The organism is Gemmatimonadaceae bacterium (assembly GCA_036504815.1).
Classification (GTDB): domain Bacteria; phylum Gemmatimonadota; class Gemmatimonadetes; order Gemmatimonadales; family Gemmatimonadaceae; genus PNKL01.
The window spans coordinates 1-25993 of record DASXUN010000023.1 but is presented as its reverse complement, the minus strand read 5'-3'; the positions used below and the strand labels follow the sequence as shown (position 1 = coordinate 25993).

Sequence of the window (25993 nt, the reverse complement as noted above, 5' to 3'; positions counted from 1 at the left end):
GGAGAACGGCCAGAGGGCCACGGAGAACGGCCACAACTGGGGTAAAGACGTCGCGCCACGCGGAACTTTGCGCGGCGCTCGTTGTTCCCCCAAGGCAGTTGCAGTTCCTCCGTGGCCCTCCGGCAGTGCTCCGTGCCTCCGTGGTGAAGAAGCCATACGAATCCGCACGAATTCAGCCCGTGCCGCCATACGACGATGACACGAGAGCGGCGGCGATACGGCATTAAGGGGCATGCCCACTCCCGCCGAACGCCAAGCGCTCCTCTTCTTCGCGGCCGTGGCCGCGCTCGGGGTTGGCGTCAACGCCTGGCGGGCAGCGCGGGGCGGGGAGCGCGTCATTGCCGGCTCGCCCGGCGACCTCGCCGCCCAGATCGCCCGCGTGGATTCCGTGGCCGCCGCGTCCCCCAGCCGCGAAGCCGGCCGTGCCGCGCTGAAGAAGCGCAACGCCGAGCGCGCGGCCAGGAAGCCCCGGCTTGAGCCGGCGGCACGCCTGCCGGATCCGGTGATCCCTCCCGTCTTCCGTCCTCCGTCTCCCGTCAGTCCGACTGACCTCGACCTCGCGTCGGTCGCCTCCATCGAATCACTCCCCCGCATCGGTCCCGCCCTCGCCAAGCGCATCGTCGCCAACCGCGACTCCTTCGGGCCGTTCGGATCGATGGATGGCCTGCAGCGGGTGCGCGGAATCGGGCCTGCCATGGCCAAGGCGCTGGGCGACCGGGTGACGTTCTCGGGGGTGCCGCGCCCGGATGCCCCTACCGGAAAGGCCAAGGGACGCCGGCGCGCCGCCGCGCCTTGACACCCCTCCGTCCGAGGACGACCTTCACTCATTAGAGGGAGACGAGGCCCGCCAGGCGGGCACGTCTCCTGTCGTCCGTCCTCCGTCTCCCGTCTGCCTCCATGGCCAACCCCGCCGCTTCCGGATCTGAGCGCCTTGGTGACCTCCTTCTGCGCGAGGGGCTCATCACGAAGGAGCAGTTGGAGAAGGCGCTCTCCGAGCAGAAATCGAGCGGTACCCGTGTCGGCTACAACCTGGTGAAGCTGGGCTTCGTCCCGGAACTCGAGCTCACCAAGGTGCTGGCCCGGCAATACAAGATGCCGGCGGTCGACCTCTCGAAGTTCGAGGTGGATCCCAAGATCGTGAAGCTGGTCCCCGCCGACCTGGCGGTGAAGCACCTGGTCCTGCCGCTCAAGCGTGACGGTCGCACCCTCACGGTGGCGATGGCCGACCCCACCAACATGGGGGTGGTGGACGACCTCAAGTTCATCACACGGTACGACATCTTCCCGGTGATCGCGGGCGAGTTCACGCTCAAGAACGCGATCGAGAAGCACTACGAGTCCACCGACATCCAGATGGGCGCCCTCCTCGACGAGATCGAGGGGCTGGATGCCGAGGCGGACGTCGAGGTGGTCGACACCGAGGACGACGAGGCCGCCGCCGGGCAGGCGCAGCTGGTGGACGACGCGCCGGTGGTGAAGCTGCTCAACGCCATCCTCACCGACGCGGTCAATCGCGGCGCGTCGGACATCCATTTCGAGTGTTTCGAGCACGAGCTGCGCGTGCGCTACCGCATCGACGGCGCGCTCATGGAGATCATGAAGCCGCCCAAGAAGATGCAGGCGGCGCTGATCTCGCGCTTCAAGATCATGTCGGCGCTCAACATCGCCGAGCGCCGCGTCCCGCAGGACGGGCGCATCAAGCTGAAGATGGGCAAGAAGGTCATCGACTATCGCGTGTCGACGCTGCCCACGATCTTCGGCGAGAAGGTCGTGCTCCGTATTCTCGACAAGGGCAACCTGACGCTGGACCTCGAGAAGTTCGGCATCGAGCCCCGCGCCGAGCGCGAACTGATGGAGGCGGTGAGCAACCCGTACGGCATGGTGCTCGTGACGGGCCCCACCGGTTCGGGCAAGACGACCACGCTGTATTCGGCGCTGTCCAAGGTGAACAGCATCGACACGAACATCATGACGGCCGAAGACCCGGTGGAGTACAACATCTTCGGCATCAACCAGGTGCTCGTGCGCAACGAGATCGGGATGACCTTCGCGGCGGCGCTCAAGGCGTTCCTGCGCCAGGACCCGAACATCATCATGGTGGGCGAGATCCGCGACCTCGAGACGGGCGGCATCGCCATCAAGGCCGCGCTCACCGGCCACCTGGTGCTCTCGACACTGCACACCAACTCGGCCCCGGAGACGGTCACCCGGCTCCTCGACATGGGGCTCGAGCCGTTCAACGTCAGTTCCGCGCTCAACCTCGTGCTCGCCCAGCGCCTGGTGCGCCGCGTCTGCGGCAGCTGCAAGGAGCACTACATCATGAGCGACGAGGAGATGACCACGGCCAAGATCACGCGCGACACCACGTACCGTGACCTGCGCTTCACCGAGGAGGCGTTGCGCGATGCCGTGCGGAATGCGTCCAAGGACGCGGCGCCGCTCCTCAAGGACCTGACCCTCGACACCAAGATCGCCTCCGTGCCATGCTGGCGCGGCAAGGGGTGCGACGCCTGCGGCGGCAATGGGCTGAAGGGACGGCAGGGACTGTACGAAGTGATGTTCATGACGCCGCGCCTGCGGCGGCTCATTCTGCAGAACGTCGGTGCCGCCGAGATCAAGGAAGGCGGCATCGAGGACGGCATGCTCACGCTCCGCATGGACGGCTGGCTCAAGGTCCTGAAGGGCGTCGTGCCGCTCGAGCAGGTTCTCCGCGAGACCAGCGCCTGACGCACCGTGCGCGGCGCCGAACTCCAATGACCCGGATCCACTCATGACTGGTGCACCCCCCACCGCCGCAGCCGGCGCGGCGCCGCAGCAGCAGGGCGTCAACCTCCGCGTCCTCCTCGAGGAGATGATCGAGCGCGGCGCGTCCGACCTCCACATCACGGCCGGCGAACGCGCCAAGATGCGCATCGACGGCGAGATCACGAACTCGCGCGGCGAGTACGTGCTCAACCCCAAGGACACGCTGCAGCTGGCCTACTCGGTGCTCACCGAGAACCAGAAGAAGCGCTTCGAGATGGAGGACGAGCTCGACTTCTCGTTCGGCATCCAGAACCTGGCGCGCTTCCGCGGCAACGTCTTCAAGCAGCGCGGCTGCGTCTCCATCGTGATGCGGCAGATCCCGTTCTCCATCAAGACGTTCGACGACCTCCACCTGCCGCCGATCATCGCGCGCATGGCGGAGAAGCCCCGCGGCCTCGTGCTCGTCACGGGCCCCACCGGCTCGGGAAAGTCCACGACGCTGGCCGCGATGATCGACAAGATCAACCGCGAACGACATGGCCACATCATCACGGTGGAAGACCCGATCGAGTTCATCCACCGGCACCAGGGGTGCATCGTCAACCAGCGCGAGGTTGGCACCGACACCAAGTCGTTCCAGAACTCGCTCAAGTACGCGCTGCGCCAGGACCCCGACGTCATCCTCATCGGCGAAATGCGCGACCTGGAGACCATCCAGGCGGCGCTGACCATCGCCGAGACGGGCCACCTGGCCTTCGCCACGCTGCACACCAATTCGGCGGCCGAGGCGATCAACCGCATCATCGACGTCTTCCCCAGCCACCAGCAGTCGCAGGTGCGCGCCCAGCTGGCGTTCGTGCTGGAGGGGATCATCACCCAGACGCTCCTGCCCAAGAAGAGCGGCAAGGGGCGGGCCATGGCGGCCGAGATCCTGGTGGTGACGGGGGCCATCCGGGCGCTGATCCGCGACGACAAGATCCACCAGATCTACTCGTCCATGCAGTCGGGCAAGAAGTTCGGCATGCAGACGATGAACGACGCGCTGTACCAGCTCTACATGGCGCGCGACGTGTCGGAGGAGGAGTGCCTGCGCGTCTCGAGCGACCCCAACGAGTTCCTGCGCCTCATCGGCAAGAGCCCGGTGGAGGGCGAAACCGGGGCCAAGGACGCGCCGGGGTCGAAGCCGGGCGCTTCGGGCGGGTTGCGTCGGTGATGGCTCAGCCGTCCTACAGTAGGGCCTTTTCACGCCGCACCTTCTAACGAGCGCCGATGCCGTCTTTCCAGTATACCGCACGCGACGCCAAGGGTGACCTGAAGACCGGCACCCTCGAGGCCGCGACCAAGGACGATGTGATGACGCAATTGCGCCAGAAGCGCATGAACGTCGTCAAGGTCGAGGAGCAGGCGAAGGCGAAGGTGAAGACGGGCGGATCGATCGCGATGCGCGACATCGTGATCTTCACCCGCCAGTTCTCGACGATGATCAACTCGGGCCTGCCGCTGGTGCAGGCGCTCGACATCCTCAGCAAGCAGACCGAGAACAAGTCGCTCGCCGCGGTGACGCGGCAGGTGGTCTTTGACGTCGAGTCGGGCCACACGGTGGCCGACGCGCTCGCGAAGCATCCGAACGCGTTCAGCGACCTGTACGTGAACATGGTGGCCGCGGGCGAGGCCGGCGGTATTCTCGACACCATTCTCATGCGCCTGGCGACGTTCATGGAAAAGAACGACGCCCTCGTGCGCAAGGTGAAGGGGGCGATGATCTACCCCGGCGTCATCATGAGCGTGGCCGTGATCGCCGTCGTCGTGCTGCTCATCTTCGTCATCCCCGTCTTCCAGAGCATGTTCGCCAGCGTGGGCCTCGCGCTCCCGCTGCCGACGCGCATCGTGATCGGGATGTCGAACATCCTCAAGTCCTACTGGTGGGCACTCGGCGGCGCCGGCTACGGCGCCGTGTGGAGCATCAAGAAGTACTACACCACGCCCAACGGCAAGCTGAACCTCGACAAGCTGATGCTGCAGATGCCGGTGCTCGGCGACGTGCTGCGCAAGTCGGCGGTGTCGCGCTTCACCCGCACCCTCGGCACGCTCATCAGCTCGGGCGTGAGCATCCTCGACGGCCTCGAGATCACGGCCAAGACGGCCGGCAACCGCGTCATCCACGACGCGATCATGCAGTCGCGGGCCTCGATCGCCGGCGGCGACACCATCTCGGCGCCGCTCGCGAAGTCGAGCGTCTTCCCGCCGATGGTGATCTCGATGATCGCCGTGGGCGAGCAGACCGGCGGCCTGGACGAAATGCTCAGCAAGATCGCCGACTTCTATGACGAGGAAGTCGATGCCGCGGTCGGCGCGCTGCTCGCCGCCATGGAACCGATCATGATCGTCTTCCTCGGCGTCGTGGTCGGCGGCATGGTAGTGGCGTGCTACCTGCCGATCTTCGACATGATCAATGCGGTGCAGTAGGGACGGAAGACGACAGAATACGACAGAATACGACAGAGGGGCCGGCGATCTCGCCGGCCCCTCTGCTTGTCTCCAACATAGAACGCGTCGAATGTGCGACCGCCGGCCTAGGACCGACCGTCGGCCGGCGGAATCCACTTCGCCAGCACCTCGCGCAGCGTGGCCAGCGGCACCGGCTTCGTCAGGTACCCATCCATGCCGGCCGCCGTGGCGCGATCCGCCTCGCCGTGCAGCGCATTTGCGGTGAGCGCGATGATGGGCAGGTGTGTGCCACGGTCCTTCTCTTCATCGCGAATCGCCGCCGCCAGCGAGTAGCCGTCCCGGTTCGGCATGTGCAGGTCGCTGAGCAGCATCGCATACGCGCCCGCGCGCCACAGCCGCAGCGCCTCCTCGCCGTCCACGGCAATCTGGCCGGCATATCCCAGCAGCCCGAGCTGCTGCAGGATGACCTTCTGGTTCATGCTGTCATCCTCGGCCACGAGAATCAGGCGACCCTGCGCCCGGGCCTCGTCCAGTGAGAGCGGCGTCGTGCGCAGGTAAGCGGCCGCCACCGGCTCGGCCCCGCGTCGGTGCAGCCCCGCGCGACCTGGATACGCGGGCGTCGCCGGGGCGACCGCCGCCACCGGCAGGATGACGGTGAAGGTCGATCCCGTACCGGGGGCGGTCTCGACCTCGATGGTCCCTTCCATGAGGTCCACGAGCCGCTTGGTGATGGCCAGTCCCAGGCCGGTGCCGCCGAACCGGCGCGTCGTGGATGCCTCGGCCTGCGTGAACGAGGTGAACAACCGGCCGAGCGTCTCCGGGGTCATGCCGATGCCGTTGTCCCGGACCGTCAGTGAAACGCGCAAGGGCGCGGTGCTCGCGACGCCGATGAAGATGCCAACCTGGCCGCGCACGTCCGTGCGGCCACGACTGAACTTGATGGCGTTGCCCCCGAGGTTCATGACGACCTGGCGCAGGCGCGTCGCATCGCCGCGCACGAACGAGGGCACCGCTGACGCGACATCGACCGTCAGGTCCACGTCGCTGGCGGCGGCCACGGGATGGAGCGACGCGAGCACGTCCTCGGCCACCTGGCGCAGCGAGATGTCGGAGACGTCGAGCTCCAGCTTGCCCGCCTCGATCTTCGAGAAATCCAGGATGTCGTTGATGACGGCGAGCAGGTTGTGCGCCGACCGCAGGATGGTCTTGGTGGAGTCGAGATCCTCGGGCGTCAGCGGGCGCAGCGCCAGCATCTCGGCCATCGCGATCACGCCGTTCAATGGCGTGCGGATCTCGTGGCTCATGGTGGCCAGGAACGCGCTCTTGGCCTTGTTGGCCGACTCGGCCAGCAAGCGCGCCTCCTCGAGCTCGCGGGTCCGCTCCTCCACCAGCTCCATCAGGTGATCGCGGTGCCGGGCCAGCTCCGCCGTCAGGCGCTTCTGGTCAGTGATGTCCTCTTTCACGGCCACGTAGTGCGTGATGGTGCCGTCCGGCTGGCGAAGCGGCGAGATCACTGCCTGCTCGACGTACGTGCTGCCGTCCTTCTTGCGATTGATGAACTCGCCCGTCCAGGTCTCGCCGTGCCGCAACGTCTGCCACAGGGCATCGTAAGTGCCGCGCGGCGTCTCGCCCGAGTTCAGGATCCGCGGGTTCTGCGCCAGGATCTCGTCGCGCGCATAACCGGAGCGAAGCAGAAAGGCCTCGTTGACGTACTCGATGTCGCCCTTGACGTTGGTGATGACGATGCTGGCTTGACTCTGCTCGACGGCGCGCGAGAGCTTGCGCAGTTCCTCTTCGGCGGCGATGCGGGCGCCGATGTCCTCGATCATGCAGACATGCGACTCGTGTTCCTGCCCCGGCTTCCGAATGGGAGCCACCGTCATGCTGATCCAGACATGGGAACCGTCCGGGCGCCGGTACCGCTTGCGCATGTGGAATCGCGAGATCTCGCCCGCGTTCATCAGCGCCATGTTGCGCTGATCCTCCGCCACGTCGTCCGGATGCGTGATGCTCATCCAGTCGATCTGCGTCAGTTCCTCCGCAGAACGGCCGGCGATCTGGCCGAACTGCCGGTTCGCGTCGAGGATCCGCCCCGTGCGGGAATCGATCAATGCAATACCGAGCGGCGCCTCGCTGAACACTGCGCGAAAGCGCTCTTCGCTGGCCCGCAGTGCCAACTCGGCCGTGCGTCGCGAGGTCACATCGCGGACGATGGCCTGGATCTTCACGCGACCGCCCAGGTCCAGGCGGTTCAGGGAGACCTCCACCGAGAAGGGTGTCCCATCGGAGCGGCAGTGCTCCCACTCGAAGAACTGCGGTCCCTCCGAGAGCGTGAGGCTGATCTTCCGGTTCGCCGCGATGTCGGATGGCGTGCCGTCGGGCTGGACCGCCGGGGAGAATGTCGCCGGCGTCGCGCTGAGGAGCGCATCCCTGGTGCAGCCGAACATCCGCAGCGCCGCCGCGTTGCAGTCCACGAAGCGCCCGTCGTGCACCAGCAGGATGGCGTCATCGGCCGACTCGAAGAGCGTGCGATACTTCCGCTCGCTCTCGCGCAACGCCTTCTCGTGCGCCTTGCGCTCCGTGATGTCGTGGAAGATGACGAGCGTGGCAGGTTTGCCTGCAATGGTGATGGGCGTGGCCACGCGCTCGACGTCCACCGCACTGCCGTCGGCGCGGAGATAGACGCCCTCGGAGGGGGGCTGCGCCTGGCCGGTGTCGCGCACCCGGTTGATGCGATCCAGCGTCGCCGGCCACGAGTCCGGATGGATAAACTCCTTCACGTTGCGCCCGACGAGCTGCTCCGGACTGGCGACGCCCAGAATGCGGGCGGCAGCCGCGTTGGCGTACGTGAGCCGTCCGTCCTCATGAATGACGACCCCGTTGGGCGTGACGTCCACCATCGCGCGGAACCTGGACTCGCTGTCCGTCAGCGCCATCGTCGCCCGTTTCCGTTCCGTGATGTCATTGAAGAGCACCATCACGGAGGGGCGGCCGGCGATCGTCACCGGGAGCAGGACGCTTTCGGTGTCGATCTCGTGGCCGTCCAGGCCGAGGAAGATCATTTCGGCGGGGCGCGACGCCTCGCCGGTCGCCACCGCGTTCCGGATCCGCTCCAGCGAACGCGCGCGGAAGTCGGGATGGACGAAGTCCATCACGATCCGCCCGATGATCCGGTCGGTCGAGCCCGCGCCCACGATGCGCGCGGCCGCCGGGTTGGCGTAGGTGATGCGCCCCTCCGCGAAGATCACCGTGCCGGTGGGCGACTGCTCCACCATGGCGCGAAACTGCTCCTCGCTCGCCCGCAGCTCCTCGGCGCGCGTCTGCAGTTCGCGCTCCGAGCGCTTGAGGTCCGTGATGTCCCGGCTGAACACCGAGATGCCGTACACGACCCCGTCGTGCTCGAGCACCGTCAGGTTCAGCTGCATGACCCGCGTCTTCGACGAGGCGACGTACTCGTGCGTGAACGTCCGTTCGCGCAGCGCCCGCTGGTACAGGCCACGCCACTCCTGGATGTACTCGTCGCTCGTGAAGAGGTCTTCCGGGCGCATGCCGACGTCGATGGCCATCCCGCGATGCACGCGGAAGTACTCCCGCAGTCCGTCGTTGAACCACTGGAGGGCGAACTCCTCCGGGTCGACTGACCAAATCATGTCGCGCGTGTTGTTGACGATGGCGTCAAGCAGCACCTGCGACTCGGTCAGCGCACGCTGCGTGGCCCGGTGTTCCGTGAGGTCGCGCAGCGTCACGATGTTGCGGACTTCCGACGTATTCTCGTTGTCGAAGAGCGAGGCCGATCGGAATTCGGCCACGAAGCGCGTGCCGTCGCCGCGCACGAAGGTCAGCTCGCCCCGCACTTGTCCCGTGCGGGCGCGCGTCTCGAGCAGGTCGCGCAGGCCGGGCGACGCGGGGTCCACCAGGCCCTGGCGTCCCGCCGCGCAGATCTCCGCCTCCGTGCGGCGAAGCAGTGCGCAGGCCGCGGGATTGGCGCGGAAGACGCGCCCGTCGGCCGCCGTCAGCAGGCTCGCTTCCGTGCTGTGCTCGAAGACGGTGCGATAGAAATCGGCCGCCCTCGCGATGGGCATCTTGTCTGCAGGATCCACAATGAGTCTTGAGCCAAGCCGGGGGGCGCGCCCGTCACCGCCTCGCACACCGGCGTGCGTGGCATCGTGACTGCCGGGAAGTTCGGAACAGCTTCCGGGGGCGTCAAGGAAATTAGTGCCGGGACCATGGCTGCGACGAGTGCGCCGGGCGGCGCCCCGTCCCGCGAAGTTGGCCGCCGTGCCGACGTCCTACGCCGGCACCCGCACGGCCGCTTCCCACCGCGCGCGCCGCCGCACGAAGGCGACGATATGGTCCAGCGCCTGCGCCGATTCCGGCAGGAACGAGACGATCTGGAAGACATGCGGCATGTCGGGCCACAACTCGAGCTCGACGTCCACGCCGGCCGCTCGCGCCTTCTGCGCCGCGCGAATCGCCTCGTCGCGCAGGATCTCGGTGCTCCCCACCTGCAGCAGCAGCGGCGGCAGTCCGACGAACTCGCCGAAGAGCGGCGACACGTGCGGATGCGTGACCAGGTGCGACGCGGGCACGTAATGGTTGCGCAGCACCAGGAGATTGTTCAGCCGCAGCATCGGGTCATGCTCGGCGTTGTCCACCATGCTCGGGCTGGCGAGGGTGCAGTCCACGCCCGGTGACAGCAGGACGGCGCAGGCGGGAAGCGGATCGCCCGCCGTCAGCGCGCGCTGCATGGTGACCAGCGCCAGGTTGCCCCCCGCCGAGTCGCCGACGACGACCACGTGATTCGGATCGACGCCGCTGGCCAGGAGCCACCGGTAGGCCGCGAGGCAGTCGTCGGGAGCGGCGGGGAAGGGGTGCTCGGGCGCGAGCCGGTAGTCGGGAATGAGCGCCCGCGCCTCCAGCCGCCGGCACAGCCGGGCCGCGAAGCCGGCGTGGGCATTGGGAAAGCGGTACGCGAAGGACCCGCCGTGCAGATAGAGCACCACCCGTTCGGGACGCGTCTCCGGCACGCTCACCCACTGCGCGGGCACGCCGTCACAGTGGAGCGGCTGGCGCACGACCCAGTCGTCCACCGGAATGTGGCGCGCATCGATGTCCTCGTAACGCCGGCGCAGGGCGGGGATGTCGACGTCGTGGCGCAGCGGGCTGCGAAGCATCAGGCGCAACAGGGCGTTCACCGCGCGGCTGTGCCAGCTGCCCGGCCCTTCAATCACGCGAACGAGGGAGTCCTCCGCGGTCATGCACGCCCCATGGCAGCGAACATAGCACGCGTGTGCGCGGCGCGCCTTCCTGGCGAAGGTGCGCTACGCGCTTTCCTTGATGAACGTGCCGTTGCGCAGGTCGGTGATCGCCTGCTGCAATTCGGCCTTGGTGTTCATCACGATCGGGCCGTACCACGCCACCGGCTCCTCGAGCGGCTTGCCGCTGACCAGCAGGAAGCGGATCCCCTCGTCACCGGCCTGGACGACGATCTCGTCGCCGCTGCCGAAGACGACCAGCGACCGGTTCCCCGTGCGCTCACGCACCACCGAATCGTCCGCCTTCTCGGTCAGCACGCCAAACGGTTCCGACGCGTCGCGGAACGTGCCGCTCCCCGCGAAGACGTACGCGAAGGCATTGCGCCGCGTGTCGACCTTGAGGCGCTTCTTCCTGCCGGGGGGGACCGACACATCGATGTAGCTGGGCTCGGCCGCCACGCCCTCCACCGGACCGGTCTTCCCCCAGAAATCGCCGACGATGACGCGCACCGCGGTGCCGTCGTCGTCGAGGACCGTGGGAATGTCCCTGGCCGGCACGTCCTGGTAGCGCGGCTTGGTCATCTTGAGGTGCGACGGCAGGTTGGCCCACAGCTGGAAGCCGTGCATCCGGCCGCTCACGTCGCCGGTCGGCATCTCATGGTGCATGATCCCGGATCCGGCCGTCATCCACTGCACGTCGCCCGCGCCCAGTTCGCCGTGATTGCCGAGTGAATCGGCGTGCTCGACCGTGCCGGCGAGCACGTAGGTGATGGTCTCGATGCCGCGATGCGGATGCCAGGGAAAGCCGGCCTGGTAGTCGGCGGGGGTGTCGCCGCGGAAATCGTCGAACAGCAGGAACGGATCGAACTCGCCCGTCTCGCCGAACCCGAAGGCGCGGTGCAGGCGGACGCCGGCCCCTTCGATCGTGGGCTGGGCGGTGAGGATGCTCTTGACGGGACGCAGCGACATCGGGGACTCCTTCGGAAATCGGGAGGCGCGGCCGCACGGCCGTGCATTGTCTTAGTACTAAGATAATGACCTCGGCGCGGGCCGCAAGCCCGGCCCCCGCTTGACGGCGCGGCCCACCGGCAGTATCTTAGTACTAAGATAAATATCCATCGAGGACGGTATGACCCCCCTGCTCGGCATCCATCACGTCTCCGCCATCGCCCGCGACCCGGAACGCAGCGTCGCCTTCTACGCCGGCACGCTCGGCCTGCGCCTCGTCAAGCAGACCGTCAACTTCGACGACCGGTCCACGTATCACTTCTACTTCGGCGACGCCCACGCCACCCCCGGCTCGCTGATGACCATCTTCCCGATGCCACGCGCGCGACAGGGCGTGCCCGGCACGGGACAAGTGGGGGTCACGGCCTTCGCCATTACCCCGGCGGCCGTCCCCTTCTGGAGCGAGCGGCTGCGCACCCTGGGCGTGGCGCACGATGGGCCTCAGTCGCGCACCTTCGGTGGCCACACTGAGCAGGTCATCGCCCTCCGCGATCCGGACGGACTCTATCTCGAGCTGGTGGCGCACGCCGGCGCCGCGTCGCGTCCCGGATCGGGTGGCTCCAGCGAGATTCCGTCGCCGCTCGCCATCCGCGGCCTGCACGGCGTCACGCTCTGGCTCGACCGCCGCGAGCGCACCGAGCAGATGATGGTGGACACCCTCGGCTTCCGCTTCGTCGCCGAGCACGATGGGGTGCGCCGGTTCGAGGCGGGCGCCGGCGGCGTGAGCACCTTCGTCGACCTGCACGTGCGCGCCGACCTGGCGTACGGCAAGAACGGCGCCGGGACCGCGCACCACGTGGCGTTCCGCGTCGCGAACGCGGCGGATGAAGCGGCGGTCGGCGAGGCGCTCCTTGGCGCCGGACGGCGCGTCACCGAAATGAAGGATCGGAAGTACTTCCAGTCGATCTACAGCCGGGAGCCCGGCGGCGTCCTCTTCGAGTACGCGACCGACCAGCCGGGACTCACGGTGGACGAGACGCTGCCGGAACTCGGTCAGGTGCTCCAGTTGCCGACGCACTTCGAGCCCTTGCGCTCGGAGATCGTCGTGCACCTTCCGCCGGTCGCCGCCATCCGTACCGAACGCGTGGCGTAGACGCTGGTCCAGGGAACATCGCGACGCCGAGTCGCTTATACTGAGTACACCCCCCGAGCCCACGCCCCCAATGGCGCACGACCCCTCCCCCGAACTCCGCGCGTTCGCGTCCGATCTCAAGGAACGCCGCGACTCCCTCACCTTCGGCGTCCAGCTGAAGCAGAGCGCCCAGCAGTTCACCGACGAGCTGCTGGCCGTCCTCTTTCCGCACTTCTGCCGCGAACCGTACTTCACGTCCGGCGAGATCGAAGCCAAGCTGGCCCTGCTGGAACGCGACCTGAAGCGGATGATCGCCCCGCTGATGAAGGACGGCGCGCGCCCAGTGGACGAAATCGGCCGCGCCTTCACCGAGGCGCTGCCGCGCATCCACGCGCAACTGCTGCTCGACGCCGAAGCCATCAATGCCGGCGATCCGGCGGCGGAGAGTCTCGATGAGGTCGTGCTCGCCTATCCGGGGTTCATGGCCATCGCCATCCATCGCCTGGCGCACGCCCTCTACACGCTGCACGTCCCCATCTTCCCGCGCCTGCTCGGCGAGTACGCCCACCAGGTGACCGGCATCGACATCCATCCGGGCGCGACCATCGGTTCCTCGTTCGCCATCGACCACGGCACGGGCATCGTGATCGGCGAGTCCACCGTGATCGGCAACAACGTGAAGCTCTACCAGGGCGTCACGCTGGGCGCGCTCAGCGTGAAGAAGAGCCTCGCCCGGTCCAAGCGTCACCCGACCATCGAGGACAACGTCGTCATCTACGCGCAGGCCGTGATCCTCGGCGGCGACACGGTCGTCGGCCACGACAGCATCGTGGGCGGCAATGTCTGGCTGACGCACAGTGTGCCCCCGCTCTCCGTCGTGCAGCACGAGGCGGAGGCGAAGGTCCGGCCCAAGGACGCCAACGGCGACGACGCCATGTACATCATCTAGTCAGTCCCCCCCGCAGCACCCGAGGCCCCCATGAAAGCCGCATCGATCCTGGACACCATCGGCAACACGCCGCACGTTCGCATCAACCGCCTGTTCGGCAAGGCGGAGGTGTGGATGAAGCTCGAGCGCGCCAACCCCGGCGCCAGCATCAAGGACCGCATCGCGCTCTCGATGATCGAGGACGCGGAGCGCCGCGGCGTGCTCTCGCCGGGGAGCGTGATCGTCGAGCCGACCTCCGGCAACACCGGCATCGGCCTGGCGATGGTCGCGGCCGTGAAGGGATACCGCCTGATCCTGGTGATGCCCGAGTCGATGAGCATCGAGCGCCGCCGGGTGCTGGCCGCGTATGGCGCCGAGCTCGACCTGACGCCGCGCGAGAAGGGAATGCGCGGCTCGGTGGACCGCGCCACGGAGCTCGCCGCGTCGATCGCCGGGGCCTGGATCCCCCAGCAGTTCGAGAACGAGGCGAACATCGAGGTGCATCGCCGCACGACGGCCGCCGAGATCCGCGCGGACTTTCCCGACGGACTGGACGCGATCATCACGGGCGTCGGGACCGGCGGCCACATCACGGGCGTCGGCGAGGTGCTCAAGAAGGCGTGGCCCGCGCTCAAGGTCTTCGCCGTGGAACCGGCGGCATCGCCGATCCTGAGCGGCGGGCAGCCGGGGCCGCATCCGCTGCAGGGGCTCGGCGCCAATTTCGTGCCGAAGAACCTGCATCGTGACGTGCTCGATGGGATCATCACCATCACCAAGGAAGAGGCCTTCGCGTACGCGCAGCGCAGCGCGCGCGAAGAGGGGATCTTCGTCGGCATCTCGTCGGGTGCGGCACTCGCCGCCGTCGCCAAGAAGCTGCCCGAGCTCCCGAAGAACGCGCGTGTGCTCACCTTCTGCTACGACACCGGCGAGCGCTATCTCTCGGTCGAGGGCCTGTTCTAGGCGGACGGTGGCCGTGACGAAAAGCCCGGCCAAGTGGCCGGGCTTTGTTCGTTCTGCCGTCTACCGCCGTCTACTGCCGTCGAAAGACGCAGTACGAGAAGCGCTGCTCGCCGCCGCTCGGCGTGTGATGCACGTCGTGGAAGCTGCGCCGCAGCTGGAAGGGCTCGCCGAGCGTCTGCGCGAGCTGTGCGGCACTGTAGCGCGTGACGTCGAGCCCGCTGCATCGCTGCGGGCCGTCTTCGGCGAACGTCGCGATGATGAGCGCGCCCCCGGGCTTCAGCGCCGCGGCCGCCGTGGTCACGTATCGTGCGCGGTCTTCCGCGTCGGTGAGAAAATGAAAGACGGCGCGATCGTGCCAGATATCGAAGGCCGCGGCCGGCAGGGCAACGCGGGTGGCATCGTCCTCGAGCCAGGTGACCTCGCGTGCGCGATCGCCGAGACGCGCCCGCGCCCGTGCCAGCGCGGCGCCGGAGATGTCGAGGACGGTGATCGCGCCGAGCTGGTCGGCGACCACGGCATCCACCAGCGTCGAGTCGCCGCCACCGATGTCGATGAGCGTCGTGTGCGGCCCCGCGCCGGCCTCGCGCAGCAGCTCGAGTGAGCGCAACGGCGAAGGCTGGTACCAGCTGACCTCGTTCGGCTGCTTGGTCGTGTAGACCAGGTCCCAATGCGCACGACGGTTCATTGGCGAAAGATGCGCAGGCTGAAGCCACGGCGACAGCCGTGAGCGCGTCGTCTACGGCGCGGCGGCCACCAGCGTGGACGGCGCGGCGGCGCGTTCAATGAAGTCCACCGCCCACGGTTCGAGCACCACACGCGCCGCGTGCCGCTGGAGTTCGTCCAGGTACACCGCCTCGTTGATGCGGCGCGCGCGGAGCAGGGGATCGGAAAGCGTCAGCGGCGTGAGCGACTGGTTGACGACCCACGCGTACGGCTGGATGCCGGCGCGGGCGAGGTCCTGTTCCAGCTGCATCGCTTCGTGCATCGGCGTCGCCTCGGGCAGCGTCACCAGGATCACCTGCGTGAACGCGCGGTCGCGCAGGCGCGGCAGCAGCCGCTGCACGGCCTCGGGGCTGCCGCTGGGCCGCTTCAGGACTTCCCGGTGGTACGACTCCGTTGCGTCCAGCAGCAGCAGCGTATGGCCGGTCGGCGCCGTGTCGATGATCACGAAGCCGTCCTCGCCCTGCGCGACGGTGGCAGCAAACGCACGGAAGACCGCAATCTCCTCGGTGCACGGGCTCCGCAGGTCCTCCTCGAGCAGCGCCAGCCCCGCCGCGTCGAGTCCGGCACCGGCCGTGGCGATGACTTCCTCGCTGTAGCGGCGGGTTTCGAGCGCTGCGTCGATGCGCGTGACCCGCAGGTTCGCGGTCGAGATGCTGAGCGAGCGCACGGCCTGATCCACGTGGGCCGCGGGATCGGTCGTCGTGAGCGTCACTGGAAATCCGCGGTCGGCGAGCGCGCTGGCGATGTGCGTGGCCACCGTCGTCTTGCCAACGCCGCCCTTGCCCATCGTCATGACAACACCCTTGCCCCGCATCGCCAATTCGTCGATAAGCGATTCAAGTCCTTCGCGTGCGATGTCAACGGGAGTGGCATCCGGTACCACCGGCGCCTCGCCACCCGAAGTGCCGAGCCGGCGCAACGCGTCGATGCCGATAAGTCCGAACGGCAGCAGCGGCACATCCACGCGCGCAACGGCGCGCAGTCCACCCGGCATGGCGGCGATCGCCGCCCGTCCACGCGCCTCCATGGCAACCGCCACTGGATCCGCTGTGTCGCGCGCATGGAAGACGCCGTTCAATATCAGCCGCACATTGACGACCCCAAGCGTCGCAAGTTCCAGGCGCGTCCGCTCGGCTTCCGCCAGCGATGCCGGCTCCGGCCGCGCGACCAGCACGAGCGTCGTGCGATCGCCATCGCGCAGCGCCGCGTGCGACGCGGCGTACAGCGTTCGCTGCGCGGTCAGGCCCGACAGCGGGCCGAGGCACGATGTGCCGCCGACGTTGGTGTCGATGAAGTTCGACCACGCGGCGGGGAGTTCGAGCAGCCGCAGGGTATGGCCCGTGGGCGCCGTATCGAAGATCACGTGATCGAACGCGGCCGTGATCACTGGGTCGCCGAGCAGCTTCGTGAACTCGTCGAAGGCCGCGATCTCGACGGTGCAGGCGCCGGAGAGCTGCTCTTCCATGCTGGCCAGCGCGCTGGCGGGGAGCACGCCGCGATACGGCCCGACCACCCGCTCGCGATACGCGCGCGCCGCGGCTGCGGGGTCGATGTTGAGCGCCGACAGCCCGGGCGCGGTCGGCACCGGCGTCGGCGACGACTGGAGCGCGACGCCCAGCACCTCATCGAGGTTCGAGGCGGGATCCGTGCTGACGAGCAGCACCCGCTTGCCGTGGTCGGCGAGTGCGATGGCGGTGGCACAGGCGGAGGAGGTCTTTCCCACGCCGCCCTTCCCCGTGAAGAAGAGAATGCGCGTCGGATCGGAGAGCAGCGTGGTCATGATCGCTTCGCTCAGCAGCAGCCGGACTTCTTGTCGCCCGCGGCACCGGCTGCGGCGGGTGTGCAGCAGCCAGCGTCGGTCGCCTCGGGGGCCACCGGAAGCGTTGCCAGCGTTCGCGCCTTCGCTGAAGCGCGGCCGGCCGCGGACACGTCCGACTTCAGGATGCGATGCGCGAGATCCCGCACCGACTTGGCGGGCGCTTCCTTTACCATCTGGCCCACGGCCACCGCCTGCAGCATGTCTTCGCGTGACACGCCGAGCTTGCGCGCCTTGTCGTAATGGAACTTGAAGCACGCCTCGCAGTTCGACGCGATGGCCGCGCCGATGGCGACGAGCTCCGCCACGTGCTCGCTGAAGATGCTGGGGCTGGGCGCGTCCAGTCCGGCCCATTCGGCCAGCGCGGACTGCGTCGGATAGGAACCAACGCTCCGCACCTTGCCGTCCACTTTCACGAACGGCAGGGCGTCCTCGCCCTTCGCCTCGAGCTCGCGCCTCACGTCGCTGTCGGCGGCGAACGCGGCCGGCTGCTGGGCAAGGTTGAACCGGTCGACGGCCACACCCTGGCTTTTCAGCCAGTCGAGGTCGGCGGCAAAGCGCACCAGCTTCGCATCGACCGTGGGTCCGCAGATTCCGGTGGAGCAGCACATGGCGGGGTCGAACACTTGCACGGTGGTCATCGCACGGTCCCTATCAGTAATGGTGATGCCAAAGTCGAGTCGACAAAGTTCCCACTGACGCCCCCTCAGCGCCCGCCGCTGCGCAGGAAGTCGGCGAACTCCGTCGGCAAGCCGGCGTCCATCACGCCACGCGCCGCCGCCTCCACGTCGTACTCGACACGCACGAACTCTACCGTGACCGCGGCGGCGGATATGTCCAGCAGGACGTACCCCGCGCGCCAGTCGAGATCCTTGGGGCGTCCGACACTGCCGGTGTTCACGAAGTGCACATCCTCAACGATTCGGTGCCACGGCTTGTGCGTGTGCCCGAAGGCGATCACGTCACCGGCCCGGGCGCCGATCGCCGCGCCCATCTTCTGCAGAAACTCGTCACTTCGGTCCGCCGTCACGTAAACCGTGTTCAGCACGTGATTGCCATGGAGCAGCGTGACGGTTGGCCCGCTCGCATGCCCGAACAGCGGACGCACGTCGAGCCGAAACGGCAGTGCGGCCAGGAACGCCTTGGACTCCGCGGACGTGTGGGCGAGCGTCCACGCGAAGCTCTGGTGCGCCAGCTCCTCCTGCTTCGCGTCCTCTGAACGGCACCCGCAGTGCTTGGCGTGCGCCGCGACGGTGGTGTCGTAGTTTCCGGCCACTCCGGCGATTCCCGCGCGGCGCAGGCGCTGCACGACCTCGTTGGGCCACGGCGCATAGCCCACCAGGTCGCCCAAGTGGTATGTCGCGGAGACGTCGGGGCGGGCGCCGATGTCGGCCAGCACCGCTTCGAGCGCCGGCAGGTTGGCGTGGATATCGGAGATGAGCGCATAGCGCATGGCGGCGTCTCCTAGGCGACCAGGCCGCGGTCGTACCAGCCGCGCGACGACGTGCAGATCCGGCAGACCGAAAGCATGACCGGCACCTCCACCAGCACGCCAACCACGGTGGCCAGCGCCGCGGCGCTGGTCGGGCCGAACAACGTGATCGCCACCGCCACCGCCAACTCAAAGAAGTTGCTCGCCCCGATGAGGGAGCCCGGGGTGGCCACGTTGTGCTTCACGCGGAACAGCCGCATGAGCAGGTAGGTGAGGCTCGAGTTGAAGTAGACCTGGATCAGGATGGGCACGGCGAGCAGCAGCACCGCGATCCAGTTGGTCACGATGTTCTCCGCCTGGAAGGCGAAGATCAGCACGAGCGTGGCGAGCAGCGCGACGATCGTCACGGGGCGGAATCGGGGGAGAAAGGCCGACTCGAACCACGCCGTGCCCTTGGCCCCGATCAGCAGCGTGCGGCTGATCCAGCCCGCCGACAGCGGGATGACGATGAAGACGATGACCGAGGTGAAGAGCACCGCTGCGGGAATCACGACGCCGCTGACGCCGACCAGGAACATCACGATGGGGGCAAACGCAAAGACCATGATGAGGTCGTTGATCGCCACCTGGGCGAGCGTGTACGGCCCATCGCCATCGGTCAGGTAGCTCCAGACGAACACCATCGCGGTGCACGGCGCCGCGGCCAGGATGATCAGGCCGGCGACGTAATTCCGCGCCGTCTCCGGATCGATCCAGCCCAGCACGCGGCCGAACAGCGACGTGATGAACAGATACCCGAGCAGGGCCATGCTGAACGGCTTGACCAGCCAGTTCACGAACAGCGTGATGAACAGTCCCTTGGGGCGAACGAAGACGCCCTTGATGCCGCCGAAGTCGATCTTGAGCATCATTGGGTAGATCATCAGCCAGATGAGCACGGCGATGACGATGTTCACGTGCGAACTCGTGCCGAACTCGAGCGCACTCAGGCCGCGCGTGAAGTCCGGCGCCAGCCGGCCAATGGCGACGCCGACCACCATGCAGGCCAGCACCCAGAGCGAGAGATATCGCTCGAAGAAGTCAAGACGCTTGGCTGCGGCGCGTTGTGTCATGCGGAAGTGACGTCGTGCGAACGTGGCATCGCGCGGCACATGACCGTGGCCGTGGCCGGGCACGCACCCTGGAACTCCGCCGTCTGCTGCACGTCGGCCGGTACGTCGGCGCGCGCGACCGGCGTGAAGCCGAAGCTCGGGAAGTAGCCTTCCGCGGTGGCCGTGAGCAGGTAGAGCGCACGGATATCGCGCGCCTCCGCCTCGGCGATGAGCCGCGTCACGAGCGCCCGGCCCAGGCCATGCGATCGCCATTCCGGAGCGACGGCCACGGAACGCAGCAAGGCATGCTCGCAGCAGACTTCGAGGCCGGCCACGCCCACCAGCGCATCGCCGGACTCGGCGACGACGAAGTCCCGCAAGGCATCACGCACCCCATCCAGCGGCAGGCCGCTGCTGCGGAGCAGCGCCTCGACGGCGGGAAGGTCGGCGGGACTCGCCGCGCGCAGTTGCGGCATCGGCGGCGATTCCGCTTCGGTGACAGTCGTTGTCATCGCGTTCACTCCGTGGTCAGCAGCATGAGCGACGACCAGACGGCGTCGCGGCCTCCAGCGTGGCGAGCTCGCGGCGCGGTGCGGCGCTGCGCGGCGATCCGCCGGGCTTGGTGGCGCGGATGAAGGCACTCATGACCTTGCCGTCAATCTCGTCGGCGAGCGACGCGTCGAGCTGCGTGCCCTGGATCAGCGACAGCGCATCCTCACGCGTGTACACACGGGTCGGCTCGATCGATGCGTCGGCGAAGCCGACTTCGCGCAGCAGCGCCAGGAACTGCTGCTCTTCCAGCGCGCCCGCCACGCAGCCGGTCCAGGCGGCCATGCTCTGCTGGATGGCCAGCGGAAGCCCCTCGCGCACCACGATGTCGCTGACCGCGAGTCGGCCGCCGGGCTTCAGCACCCGGAACGCTTCGCGCAGCACGTCGCGCTTGCTGCCCGAGAGGTTGATGACACAGTTCGAGATGATGACGTCCACCGTGCCGGACGGCAGCGGGATGGCCTCGATATGTCCCTTGAGGAACTCGACGTTGGCGACGCCCGCCCGGGCCTTGTTCTCCAGCGCGAGCGCGAGCATCTCGTCCGTCATGTCGAGGCCGTACGCCTTGCCCGTGGGCCCCACGCGCTTGGCCGAGAGCAGCACATCGATGCCGCCGCCGGAGCCGAGGTCGAGCACCACCTCGCCTTCCGCCAGCTGGGCGAGGGCCGTGGGATTGCCGCAACCGAGCGACGCGAGCAGCGCCTCGGCCGGGAGGCCGGCAGTCTCGCCCGCCTCGTACAGGTCCGACGTGATTGGATCCCAGGAATCGGCGCTCGAGCCGCAGCAGCTGCCGGCGTCGTCGGCCGGACCGCAGCAGCTGGCCTTCGGCGCGGCACTGCTCGTGACCTGCCGCGCGGCGGCACCGTAGCGCGCCTGCACCGTGGCGCGAATCTCATCGAGCGTCGTCGGCATGGTGGGGAGGGGCGTGTGTGAACCTTTGGGTGTCGCGGTCATCGGAAATCCTCCAAGGTCAATATATCAAGAAATCTTGCTGAATACGAGACAAAAAAAGGCTACCCGCAGCAGGCACCCACCCGGCGAACGGGCAGGACCTTGCCCCGCGGCTGCATCGCCACGGTGAGGTCGTGCACTTCGGCCAGGGCGCCCGGGACGATCCGGTAGTGCGACCACCGACCCTCGCGCCGATCCGTCACCAGTCCGGCTTCCTTGAGAACGCGCAGGTGGAACGACAGCCGCGACTGCGCGGCGTCGAGCTCCTCCTGCAGTTCGCACACGCAGCGCTCGCCGTCGCGCAGCATCTCGAGAATCGAGAGCCGCGTGGCATCCGACAGCGCGTGGAAGAGCGTCTCGGCGCGCGCGAGGTCGGGCAGTGATGCGCGGGTGGCGGTGGCCATGAAATGAATATATCAAAAAATATTGGTGCGTCAAGGGGCACCGGAAACCGGCGGTGCTGAACTGGGTCGTGCGGTGCCGACTGCCTTGCGGGGCGCTGGGGCAGTACAGTCAATTTCGGCCAAGGTTGCACCTCTTCAATGGAACTGCATGCGCCTCACCCTTTGCGATGCCGCACTGATGGTGTTGCTGGCGGGAAGTCTCGGTGCGCAACTCCCCGCGCGCCCACAGGCCTTCAGTCAGCTTCCCGACACGGTCAAGGTGCGCACGCTGAACGCCGACGCCTGGGCCATGCGTCGCACCCGGCCCGCCGACGCCATCCGGGTGGGACAGCAGGCGCTGGAGCTCGCGCGCAGCATCGGTTTTGCGGACGGCGAGGCGCAGGCGCTGAACCAGATTGGCGTCTACTACCAGTGGCTCGACGATGAGAAGACGGCGTCCCGCTACTTCTTCGACGCGCTGCGCGTCGCCGAGGCGGCGAAGGTGGAAGTCGAGCAGGGCTACGCGCTGAACAACATCGCGGCGTCCTTCCTGCGCGAGGGCGAGAAGGAGCAGGCGCTCGACTACGCGCGGCGGGCGCTGCAGCTGCAGATGCATCGCGGCAACGCCAATGGCATCGCCTACGCCTACAGCCGGCTGGGCGAGGTGCACAGCGCCTTGCGGCAGTTCGACTCTGCGCTCGTGAACAGCGAAGCGGCCTACCGCCGCTGGACCGCGCTCAAGATCGAGTCGAATGCGCTGACCAGCCTGCGCACGATGGGCTGGGCGCTGGAAGGAAAGAAGCGCTACGCGGCCGCGCTGGAGCGCTACCTCCAGGTCAGTCGATCCGACTCTGTGCCCGCCGTCACGTTGCTGCACGTCTACAACGATCTCGCCCGGGTGTCGCTCAAGCTTGGCCAGCCGGAAGAGGCGCTGCGGTTCGGGCTGCAGCGCCTGGCCGAGGACAGCACCGACCACGAGGTGATGGGTTACGTCGCCGAGGCCTACGCGGCGCGCGGGCAGTGGCAGGACGCGTACCGCTACAGCAGTCGCGCCGCGATCCTGCAGGACAGTCTCGCACGGCAGGAACGCTATCGCGCCTTGAAGAACCTGCAGGCGGGATACGAGAGCTCGCAGCGGGAACGGGAGAACGCGACGCTGCGCCGTGAAGTCACCGCGAACCGGCGTCTTGCGGTGGCCTCGGTCGTCGCCGTGCTGCTGGCCGCCTATCTCCTGATGGTGATGCGCGCGCGGCGCCGCGAAGCGGAACTCCTCTCCGCCAGCCTGCAGGAGGCCAAGGACGCAGCCGAATCGGCAACCAAGGCGAAGTCGGACTTCCTGGCGCGCATGAGCCACGAGATCCGCACGCCGATGAACGGCGTCATCGGCATGGCGGATCTGCTCGGCACCACCCGCCTGACTCCCGAGCAGCACGGTTACGTGGAGATCATCCAGAACAGCGGCGCCGCGATGCTCGTCGTGCTGAATGAGATCCTCGATTTCTCCAAGGTCGAGAGCGGCAAGCTCGAGCTGGATCCCGTGGTGGCCGACCTGCGCGACTCGGTGGAGGAGGTTGCGACGCTGCTGGGGACGACGGCGTTCAACAAGGGACTCGAACTCGTGCACTGGGTGGATCCCGCGCTCCCGCCCGCCCTGGCGTTCGACAAGCTGCGGTTCGGGCAGGTGCTCATCAACCTCGTTGGCAACGCGATCAAGTTCACGGAACGCGGCGACGTTCACATCTCGGCGGACGTCGCCGCCCGTGAGGATGATGCGGTGATCGTGCGCGTGCGGGTGCGAGACACCGGCGCCGGCATTCCCGCCGATCGCCTGGGTCGCATCTTCACGCCGTTCTCGCAGGCCGACGCCTCCACGACGCGGCGCTACGGCGGCACCGGACTTGGCCTGTCGATCTCGGCGCGCCTCGTCGAACTCATGGGCGGCACCATCCGCGTGGACAGTCGCGAAGGCGCCGGGTCCACCTTCGAATTCACCATGCGCTGTCGCGCCGCCGATGCGGCCCCCGCGCTCGATTCGTCCGCCGAGGACGAGGCGCGGCAGCGGTTGCGCGGCAAGCGACTGCTCGTCGTGGATGACAACGCCACGACCCGGCACGTGCTGCAGGAACTGACTGAAGGGTGGGGAATGGTGACCCGGGCCGCCGCGTCAGCGGCGGAGGCGCTGGAGTTGCTCAATCAGGGTGAGCCGTTCGACGTCGCGCTGGTCGATCAGGACATGCCGCAGGAGGACGGCGGGGCGTTTGCCCGCGGGGTGCGCGCGATCCGCGAGGTACGGCCGGCGCTCATCCTCATGTCGGCGCCTCGCCGCGCGCGTCCGGACGACGAAGCGGTCGATGCCCTGTTCCATGGACGGCTGATGAAGCCGCTGCGTCCGCGGCTGCTCGCGGCGCTGCTCGCCGAGACGCTCGATACGCATGCGGCAAGTGCGTCGGTCGATGCCGCCAGCGGGGCGGCCCCGCTGTCCAAGGTCACCGGATGGCGCATCCTGGTGGCCGACGACAGCCCGGTGAACCGCCTGCTCATCAAGTCAATGCTCCAGAAGCTGGGAAACGCCGCCGTCAGCACGGCCGCCGATGGCGCCGAAGCGATGCGGCTGGTGATCGATGGCGGCGTCGACCTCGTCTTCATGGACGTGCAGATGCCCGAGATGAACGGCCTCGAGGCCACGCAACGCATTCGTGCGTCGCAGGCACTTGCCGCACAGCCGGTAATCATTGCGCTGACGGCGGGCGCGCTGCCGGAGGATCGGGAGCGGTGCGAGGCGGCGGGGATGGATGACTATCTCACCAAGCCCGTGCGCTTCGAGGAACTGCGCGCCAAGCTGGCCGCATGGAGTGAGCGACGCGCGTCGTGAACGGATGAACGAATCGCCGCGCAGTGCGTAAGCTTCAGCAGGCCCCCGCACCGCGTCTTCCATCTCTTTCTCGACCTACATATGCGTCGCACTCTTCTCATCGCCGCGCTGGTTGCCAGCGCGGCCTCGCTGCGCGCGCAAGGCGCGCCCACCGCTGACGCGGCCATCCAGCGGATCTGGACCCTGGGCATGGACAGTTCGCAGGCGCCGCGCCTCGCGCAGGTCCTGCTCGACTCGCTTGGCCCGCGCCTGCTCGGCAGTCCCGACATGGCGGCGGCGGAAGCCTGGGCGATGAACACCCTCGGCAGCTGGGGGATCGAAGCCAACCGGGAGAACTTCGGCACTTGGCGCGGCTGGCGCCGCGGGTACTCGCACATCGATCTCATCGCGCCGCGCGTGCGGACGCTCGAGGGGATGATGCTCGGCTTCTCGCCGGGCACGAAGGGCAAGGACAAGATCGCCGAGACGATCATCCTGCCGCATTTCGCCGACAGCACCGAGTTCGTGAAATGGCTGCCGGCCGTGAAGGGCAAGCTCGTGCTCGTCTCGGCGCCGTTCGCCTCGTGCCGTCCGACCGAGGACATCGTGAAGAACGGCCTGCCGGCAACCATCGCGCGTGACAGCGCCTGGCGCGCCGACAACGCGAAGGAGTGGGGCGGACGCAACGTGCGCGGCACCGGGCTGAGCCTCGCGCTCGGCGGCGGTGAGCTCGCCGTCCGTCTCGAGGAGGCCGGCGCGGCGGGCGTCATCAGTTCGCGCCCGACCAACTCGCGCGGCGGCCTCGCGCTCTTCGAGACGTACACGGAGAAGGTGCCGACGGTCGCGCTCTCGTGCGAGGACTACGGCCTCGTCTTCCGCCTGACCGACAACGACCAGCATCCGAAGATCCGGCTCAACCTCGAATCGGAACTGCTCGGCGAGCAGCCGATCTCGAACATCATCGGCCGCATCCCGGGGACGACGAAGCCAGAGGAGTACATCGTTCTCTCGGCGCACTTCGATTCGTGGGATGGCGGCAGCGGCGCCACCGACAACGGCACGGGCTCGGTGATGATGCTGGAGGCCATGCGCATCCTGAAGCAGGTGCTGCCCAAGCCGCAGCGCACCATCCTCATCGGGCTGTGGGCCGGTGAAGAGGAAGGGCTCGTGGGCTCGGGCGCGTTTGCCGAGGATCACCCGGAAGTGCTCAAGGGACTGCAGGGCGTGTTCAATCAGGACGGCGGCACGGGACGGGTGACGCGCCTCAACGCCGGCGGCCTGCCGAATGCCGGCGTGCACCTTGCCGGATGGCTCAAGCAGTTGAAGCCGGAGATGCAGGGGATGATTCCGTTCGACGGTTCGGCCGGACGTCCCTCGATGGGAGGCACGGACGACGCCTCGTTCGCCTGCCACGGCGTTCCCGCCTTCGGCATGGGCGGCGCGTCGTGGGACTACGGCGTGGTCACCTGGCACACGACGCGCGACACGTTCGACAAGGTCGTGCTCGACGATCTCAAGCACAACGCCACGCTCGTGGCGAGCCTTGCATATCTCGCGTCGGAGGATCCGTCCTTCATCACGCGCGAGAAGGTCGACCTGAACACGCTGCCGGCGGGTGGACCGCCGGGGGCGCCGGCGCGCGCCGGGGCACAGGCGCCGCGCACGTGGCCCACCTGCACGCCGGTGCCGCGTTCAACGAAGCCGCGGCTGAAGTAGGCGGACGCCAGGCGTGATGTCTGCGCCGCGTTCGCGGTGAACAGGGAAGCGGGGCCCCCCCCCAC

Annotated in this window: 20 protein-coding genes; 9 read left to right on the top strand and 11 right to left on the bottom strand. The window is 67.9% G+C overall.

The genetic code is table 11. The features are described 5' to 3' along the window. The first annotated feature begins 232 nt into the window (after positions 1 to 232). The 4 genes from VGJ96_12865 to VGJ96_12850 all read left to right on the top strand — a co-directional run bounded on the left by VGJ96_12865 (position 233) and on the right by VGJ96_12850 (position 5211). Complete coding sequence (locus tag VGJ96_12865; GenBank protein HEY3288001.1) at positions 233 to 796, top strand: helix-hairpin-helix domain-containing protein; 564 nt, start codon at positions 233 to 235, stop codon at positions 794 to 796. 101 nt (positions 797 to 897) lie between these two features. Beyond that, complete coding sequence (locus tag VGJ96_12860) at positions 898 to 2727, top strand: ATPase, T2SS/T4P/T4SS family (protein ID HEY3288000.1); 1830 nt, start codon at positions 898 to 900, stop codon at positions 2725 to 2727. A gap of 43 nt (positions 2728 to 2770) precedes the next feature. Next, positions 2771 to 3958: a type IV pilus twitching motility protein PilT gene (locus VGJ96_12855; GenBank protein HEY3287999.1), complete on the top strand. Its 1188-nt coding sequence runs from the start codon at positions 2771 to 2773 to the stop codon at positions 3956 to 3958. A 56-nt stretch (positions 3959 to 4014) separates the two neighbouring features. Next, complete coding sequence (locus tag VGJ96_12850; GenBank protein ID HEY3287998.1) at positions 4015 to 5211, top strand: type II secretion system F family protein; 1197 nt, start codon at positions 4015 to 4017, stop codon at positions 5209 to 5211. Positions 5212 to 5318: 107 nt separating this feature from the next. On the opposite strand, the gene VGJ96_12845 is transcribed toward VGJ96_12850, so the two are convergent. The 3 genes from VGJ96_12845 to VGJ96_12835 form a co-directional block, all read right to left on the bottom strand. Continuing rightward, positions 5319 to 9275 carry a PAS domain S-box protein gene (locus VGJ96_12845; GenBank protein ID HEY3287997.1) on the bottom strand — a complete coding sequence of 1319 codons (3957 nt, stop codon included), beginning with the start codon at positions 9273 to 9275 and terminating at the stop codon, positions 5319 to 5321. A gap of 207 nt (positions 9276 to 9482) precedes the next feature. After that, the gene (locus tag VGJ96_12840) at positions 9483 to 10451 is read right to left on the bottom strand and encodes an alpha/beta hydrolase (GenBank protein HEY3287996.1); all 969 of its coding nucleotides are present in this window, start codon (positions 10449 to 10451) and stop codon (positions 9483 to 9485) included. A 63-nt stretch (positions 10452 to 10514) separates the two neighbouring features. Beyond that, positions 10515 to 11417, bottom strand: a complete 903-nt coding sequence (locus tag VGJ96_12835) for a pirin family protein (protein HEY3287995.1) — start codon at positions 11415 to 11417, stop codon at positions 10515 to 10517. Positions 11418 to 11577: 160 nt separating this feature from the next. Here VGJ96_12835 and VGJ96_12830 point away from each other — a divergent pair, with 160 nt between their 5' ends. From VGJ96_12830 to cysK, 3 genes are all read left to right on the top strand, one after another. After that, a complete protein-coding gene (locus VGJ96_12830) occupies positions 11578 to 12549 on the top strand; it encodes a ring-cleaving dioxygenase (GenBank protein HEY3287994.1) in 972 nt (323 codons plus the stop codon). Between the two features lie 70 nt (positions 12550 to 12619). Beyond that, positions 12620 to 13477: a serine O-acetyltransferase EpsC gene (gene epsC, locus VGJ96_12825; protein ID HEY3287993.1), complete on the top strand. Its 858-nt coding sequence runs from the start codon at positions 12620 to 12622 to the stop codon at positions 13475 to 13477. A 30-nt stretch (positions 13478 to 13507) separates the two neighbouring features. Then, a complete protein-coding gene (gene cysK, locus VGJ96_12820) occupies positions 13508 to 14416 on the top strand; it encodes a cysteine synthase A (protein ID HEY3287992.1) in 909 nt (302 codons plus the stop codon). 70 nt (positions 14417 to 14486) lie between these two features. On the opposite strand, the gene VGJ96_12815 is transcribed toward cysK, so the two are convergent. The 8 genes from VGJ96_12815 to VGJ96_12780 all read right to left on the bottom strand — a co-directional run bounded on the left by VGJ96_12815 (position 14487) and on the right by VGJ96_12780 (position 21382). Further along, a complete protein-coding gene (locus VGJ96_12815) occupies positions 14487 to 15101 on the bottom strand; it encodes a class I SAM-dependent methyltransferase (GenBank protein HEY3287991.1) in 615 nt (204 codons plus the stop codon). A 51-nt stretch (positions 15102 to 15152) separates the two neighbouring features. Then, positions 15153 to 16919, bottom strand: a complete 1767-nt coding sequence (arsA, locus tag VGJ96_12810; protein HEY3287990.1) for an arsenical pump-driving ATPase — start codon at positions 16917 to 16919, stop codon at positions 15153 to 15155. Positions 16920 to 16930: 11 nt separating this feature from the next. Continuing rightward, positions 16931 to 17596, bottom strand: coding sequence for an arsenite efflux transporter metallochaperone ArsD (gene arsD / locus VGJ96_12805; GenBank protein HEY3287989.1), 666 nt, complete (start codon positions 17594 to 17596; stop codon positions 16931 to 16933). Between the two features lie 65 nt (positions 17597 to 17661). Further along, on the bottom strand, positions 17662 to 18408 hold the full coding sequence (locus tag VGJ96_12800) for a metallophosphoesterase family protein (GenBank protein ID HEY3287988.1): 747 nt from the start codon (positions 18406 to 18408) through the stop codon (positions 17662 to 17664). A gap of 11 nt (positions 18409 to 18419) precedes the next feature. Further along, positions 18420 to 19499, bottom strand: coding sequence for an ACR3 family arsenite efflux transporter (gene arsB, locus VGJ96_12795; GenBank protein ID HEY3287987.1), 1080 nt, complete (start codon positions 19497 to 19499; stop codon positions 18420 to 18422). Next, entirely contained in the window at positions 19496 to 19990 is a 495-nt protein-coding gene (arsN2, locus tag VGJ96_12790) for an arsenic resistance N-acetyltransferase ArsN2 (protein ID HEY3287986.1), read from the bottom strand. Before arsN2 ends, arsB begins: the two co-directional genes overlap by 4 nt. A gap of 16 nt (positions 19991 to 20006) precedes the next feature. Beyond that, entirely contained in the window at positions 20007 to 20981 is a 975-nt protein-coding gene (locus VGJ96_12785; protein HEY3287985.1) for an arsenite methyltransferase, read from the bottom strand. A gap of 59 nt (positions 20982 to 21040) precedes the next feature. Continuing rightward, positions 21041 to 21382 carry a metalloregulator ArsR/SmtB family transcription factor gene (locus tag VGJ96_12780; GenBank protein ID HEY3287984.1) on the bottom strand — a complete coding sequence of 114 codons (342 nt, stop codon included), beginning with the start codon at positions 21380 to 21382 and terminating at the stop codon, positions 21041 to 21043. Between the two features lie 148 nt (positions 21383 to 21530). On the opposite strand from VGJ96_12780, the gene VGJ96_12775 reads away from it, so the two are divergent. Together VGJ96_12775 and VGJ96_12770 are read left to right on the top strand one after the other, a co-directional pair. Continuing rightward, complete coding sequence (locus VGJ96_12775) at positions 21531 to 24233, top strand: response regulator (protein HEY3287983.1); 2703 nt, start codon at positions 21531 to 21533, stop codon at positions 24231 to 24233. An 81-nt stretch (positions 24234 to 24314) separates the two neighbouring features. Beyond that, on the top strand, positions 24315 to 25928 hold the full coding sequence (locus VGJ96_12770) for a M20/M25/M40 family metallo-hydrolase (protein ID HEY3287982.1): 1614 nt from the start codon (positions 24315 to 24317) through the stop codon (positions 25926 to 25928). The last annotated feature ends 65 nt before the right edge of the window (positions 25929 to 25993 follow it).